The organism is Brachyspira sp., assembly GCF_050873525.1.
Lineage (GTDB): Bacteria > Spirochaetota > Brachyspiria > Brachyspirales > Brachyspiraceae > Brachyspira.
Map to the genome: position 1 here is coordinate 1 of NZ_JBNMIZ010000204.1, position 4,732 is coordinate 4,732.

Below are 4,732 nucleotides of genomic sequence, written 5' to 3' on the forward strand. Positions count from 1 at the left end.
ATATAATATATTCATAAACTTTCAAGTAAAATTAAATAAATTTTAATCTCTGCTTCTTATTTTTGATAATAATTTTAATATTTCAAAATAGAGCCATACCAAAGTAACGAGTAAACCGAACGCGGAATACCATTCAAAATATTTCGGCATATTTGCATTTGCGCTTCGTTCTATAAAATCAAAATCGAGCAGTAAATTAAACGAAGCTATCGCTACTATTACAACGCTTATTCCTATTCCGATTGGACTCGAATCGTTTAGAAAAGGAACTGACATTTTGAAAAAACCGAGTATAAAATTTATCAAATATACTACGGCTATGCATAAAGTCGCGCCGAATATAACGCTTCTAAATTTATCGTTTACTCTTATTATTCTAAATCTATATAACAAAAGCATAATGAGTAAATCTGCGGATGTAAAAAATACGGCTTGAGCGACTATTCCGTCATAAACCGCATTAAATATAAAAGATATTCCTCCGATAGCCACGCCTTCCAAAATAGCGTAAAGAATAGATAAGGTTTTAGCCGTTTCTTTTTTGAATGCCATTATAATCGCAAGAATAACCGCTCCTATGCTTGAAACCATTACGGCGGGATATAATAATTCCAAATTTTTTGCCAATACAAAATAAACGCTAATCAAAGCCGAAAGCGTAAGTATTAAAGACAGTATTATAGCTTTATTAATCGCTCCGTTTATAGTCATAGTTTCTTCGCTTGAATTTCTAATCGCATAATCAAAAGCTTTTTCGGATAAAACTGGATTTGCCATTTTTTAATCTCCTTGATTTATTTAATTTTTTAATTTCAAATATTATATATTATTTAAGGATAAATATCAATTTTTTAAATAATTTTTTAATAATAAACTTGACAATCAATATAAAATTTGCTATAATATATTTACAAACAATTTCAAATTAAGGAGAAACTTATGATTTACAAAAAGAAAGTTTTATGGTTAATGGCAATAGCTATTGTTATGGTTATCGTATCTGTAGCCTGTTCGGGAAATCCGACAAATGCTGGCGATTATATTGTCGCTAAACAGGCGGAACAATCGCCTAAGCCCGAAATGAAATTAACGGTCGATACAAATCAAGGTTTAATTCAATTTAAAGATTTATCTTTTAAATCTGGCGCATATTATATAAACGGCAACTATACGAAAAAAATATATTATTATGCCGATATAAAAGTCGATGAAAACTCAAAGCCTTACATAAGCGCGATAACGAAAAGCGAGGACGGAGAGATTATAGAAGAGGAAGGCAAATTTTACGAGACATCTACTAACGAATCGGGAGAGTTTTATAATTTGGAAGGCGTGAGATATCAAAGCGGAAATAAGCTTACGGCGGAAGTGACTTTTAACGAAAGCGGTTATTTAGTAATAAGATTTAGTAATTATAGTTTGGATATTACTTATTCTTTAATTGAAGAAACATATAACGGTTTAATACCTAAAGAATTTTCGGGAAAATATATACTTCCGAAAACAGATGATAGTTATGATTATAGTGATTATTTTGAAACCACATCTTCTAATTTTATTATTCATTCAAAAGGGTATTATACTAAACCTATTGTATTAAAAGATACAAATGTTAATAATGGTTTTTCATATAACGGTAAGGCTATTCTTTATTATGAGGATGTAAATAATCCTGACGCTACTTTTACATTTTTTACAAATAAACAGTCAAAAAGACAATTAATTCATGGTTCGCTTGCAAGTTCAGGTTGGTGGAGTTATTATATTCATGTAGACGATATAAATAAATAGTTTTGAAGTTTCAATATAAAAAGGCATCGCGTAATTGCGGTGTCTTTTTTATTTTTAATTGTCATTGCATATATTTATAGTCATTGCGAGCATTTGAAAAATGCGAAGCAATCCAAATATAATAACATTCATTTTCTTTGGATTACTTCGGTTTTTGCCAAAGGCACGCCTACGGCGACAAAACCTCGTAATGACATTTGAATTTGTCATTGCGAGCGAAAGCGTGGCAATCCACTATTAATAAAGTTAAATTTTAAAATCAAATTCTATTATTTTGGATTACTTCAGACTTCGTCCTCGTAATGACGAATAAAATTAAAATCTTCATGTTTAATTTTTCTATTTCTCAAAAACCAAACCGTCTTTGCCTTTTATAATCTTTATAGTATCGCCTTCAAAATATTTTCCCGCAAGAATTTCTTTTGCAAGCGGATTTTCTATATAATTTTGTATCGCTCTTTTCAAAGGTCTCGCTCCAAATTGAGCGTCATAACCTACATCGGAAATAAATTCTATAGCTTCGTCCGAAACTTCCAAATTTATTCTTCTATCTTTAAGTCTTTCCGCAACTTTTTCAATTTGATTTTTCACTATGGCGTTAATATATTTTTTATCGAGCCGCGTGAATGTTATTATTTCGTCTATTCTATTTAGAAATTCTGGGCGAAAAGAAACTTTCAAAAGCTCGTTAATTTTTTCTTTTATATCGTCCGTATTTTTGGCTTCGAGTATCAAATCCGAACCTAAATTGCTCGTCATTATGATTATAGAATTTTTGAAATCTACAACTCTGCCTTGTCCGTCCGTTAATCTTCCATCGTCCAAAACTTGAAGCAAAACATTAAAAACATCGGGATGCGCTTTTTCAATTTCGTCAAATAAAATCACGCTATAAGGTCTTCTCCTTACCGCTTCGGTTAATTGTCCGCCTTCGTCATAACCGACATATCCCGGAGGCGCTCCGATTAATCTGCTTACAGAAAATTTTTCCATATATTCGCTCATATCGATTCTAGTTAACGCTCTTTCATCGTTGAAAAGAAAATCCGCTAAAGTTTTTGCAAGTTCCGTTTTTCCGACTCCCGTAGGTCCTATGAACAAAAAACTTCCAAGCGGTTTATTTTCATCCGAAAGTCCCGCTCTGTTTCTTCTTATCGCGTCCGCAACGGAAGTTATCGCTTCGTCCTGCCCTATTACTCTTTTATGCAAAACTTCTTCAAGCTGCAAATATTTTTGTTTTTCGCTTGTGAGCATTTTGCTTACTGGAATTCCTGTCCAGACGGATATTACTTGAGCTATATCGTCTTCGGAAATTTCTTCTTTCAATAATCTTTTTTCTTCGTCTTTGGAATTTGAATTTTCAATATTCGCTTCTTCCAATTTTTTATTAAGTTCGGGGATTTTTCCATATTTGATTTCCGCCGCTTTTGCCAAATTGCCTTCTCTCGTATATTGAGTTTCTTTTATATTCAATTCTTCCAATTCTTCTTTTAATTTTCTTATCTCCTCTATTCGTTTTTTTTCGTTATCCCATTTGAGTTTCATTGAATTTCGCTCTTCCGTAATTTCTGATAATTCTTTTTCAAGTTTTTCGAGTCTGTCTTTTGAAGCCGCGTCATTTTCATTTGAAAGTGCCTGTTTTTCAATATTAAGCTGTAAAATTTTTCTTTCAAGCTGGTCTAATTCCGTTGGCTGACTTTCTATTTCTATTTTTAATTGACTTGCCGCTTCGTCAACCAAATCTATAGCTTTATCGGGCAAAAATCTATTCGTTATATATCTATTTGAAAGAACAGCCGCCGCAACCAAAGCCTCGTCTTTTATTCTCACTCCATGATGGACTTCGTATTTATCTTTGAGTCCTCTCAATATAGCTATCGTATCTTCAACGGTAGGCTCTTTACAATAAACCTGCTGAAATCTTCTTTCAAGCGCTTTATCTTTTTCTATATATTTTCTATATTCGTCTAATGTTGTCGCTCCGATTGCTCTTAATTCGCCTCTCGCCAAAGCTGGTTTCAAAAGGTTAGACGCGTCCATTGCTCCTTCCGTAGCTCCCGCTCCGACTAATGTGTGAAGCTCGTCAATGAATAATATAATATCGCCTTCAGATTTTTCTATTTCGCTAATTACCGCTTTTAATCTCTCTTCAAATTCTCCTCTAAATTTTGCTCCCGCAACCAATGCGCCCAAATCCAAAGCAAGTAATTTTTTATTTTTCAAACTATCGGGAACATCTTGAGACACTATTCTTCGAGCGAGTCCTTCGACTATAGCCGTTTTGCCGACTCCTGGCTCTCCTATAAGGACGGGATTATTTTTTGTTCTTCTCGATAAAACCTGCATAACTCTTCTTATTTCTTCGTCTCTCCCGATAACTGGGTCTATTTTTTCAGCCTTCGCCAAAGCGGTTAAATTACGGCAGTATTTTTCCAAAGCCTGCATTTTCGCTTCTGGGTCTTGACTGTTAATATTTTGATTTCCTCTTAAAGATTTGATTGCCGATAAAACCTCTTTTTTATTTATTTTATTATCTCTAAGCATTCTGCCCGCTCTATTTTCAGCATCGACTAAAGCCAAAAATATATGCTCGGTTGAAACATATTGGTCTTTCAAAGCCGCCGCTTCTTTTTCAGCCTTTGCCAAAACTTTTCCCGCATTGGTAGATAAATGAAGTTGAACATTTTCTCCCAATACTTTAACATTTTCATTTACTAATTTTTGAGTTTTTTCTATAAGCGAATTAACTGGAATTCCTATCCTTTCCAAAAGAGGTTTGATTAAACCGTCTTCTTGTTTTAGTAAAGCTAAAAGCAAATGCTCGCTTCCTATTTCAGAATGGTCTTCTCCGTTTGCAATATTCGCCGCTTCGTTTATAGCCTCTTGGGCTTTTATAGTATATTTATTATAATCCATAATTTATCTCCATTACAATTAATTA

3 protein-coding genes are annotated in these 4,732 nt (G+C 33.3%); 1 reads left to right on the forward strand and 2 read right to left on the reverse strand.

Annotated features, from left to right (window positions below):
* Positions 1-42: 42 nt before the first annotated feature.
* Complete coding sequence (locus tag ACR0QS_RS11150) at positions 43-777, reverse strand: Bax inhibitor-1/YccA family protein (RefSeq protein ID WP_432633524.1); 735 nt, start codon at positions 775-777, stop codon at positions 43-45.
* A gap of 162 nt (positions 778-939) precedes the next feature.
* Between ACR0QS_RS11150 and ACR0QS_RS11155 the strand changes: the two genes are divergently transcribed.
* A complete protein-coding gene (locus tag ACR0QS_RS11155; protein ID WP_432633525.1) occupies positions 940-1,791 on the forward strand; it encodes a hypothetical protein in 852 nt (283 codons plus the stop codon).
* 339 nt (positions 1,792-2,130) lie between these two features.
* Here the strand turns inward: ACR0QS_RS11155 and clpB are convergent, their stop codons facing one another.
* Positions 2,131-4,707 (reverse strand): ATP-dependent chaperone ClpB, encoded by a 2,577-nt coding sequence (clpB, locus tag ACR0QS_RS11160; RefSeq protein ID WP_432633526.1) that lies wholly within the window; start codon positions 4,705-4,707, stop codon positions 2,131-2,133.
* Positions 4,708-4,732 lie beyond the last annotated feature (25 nt).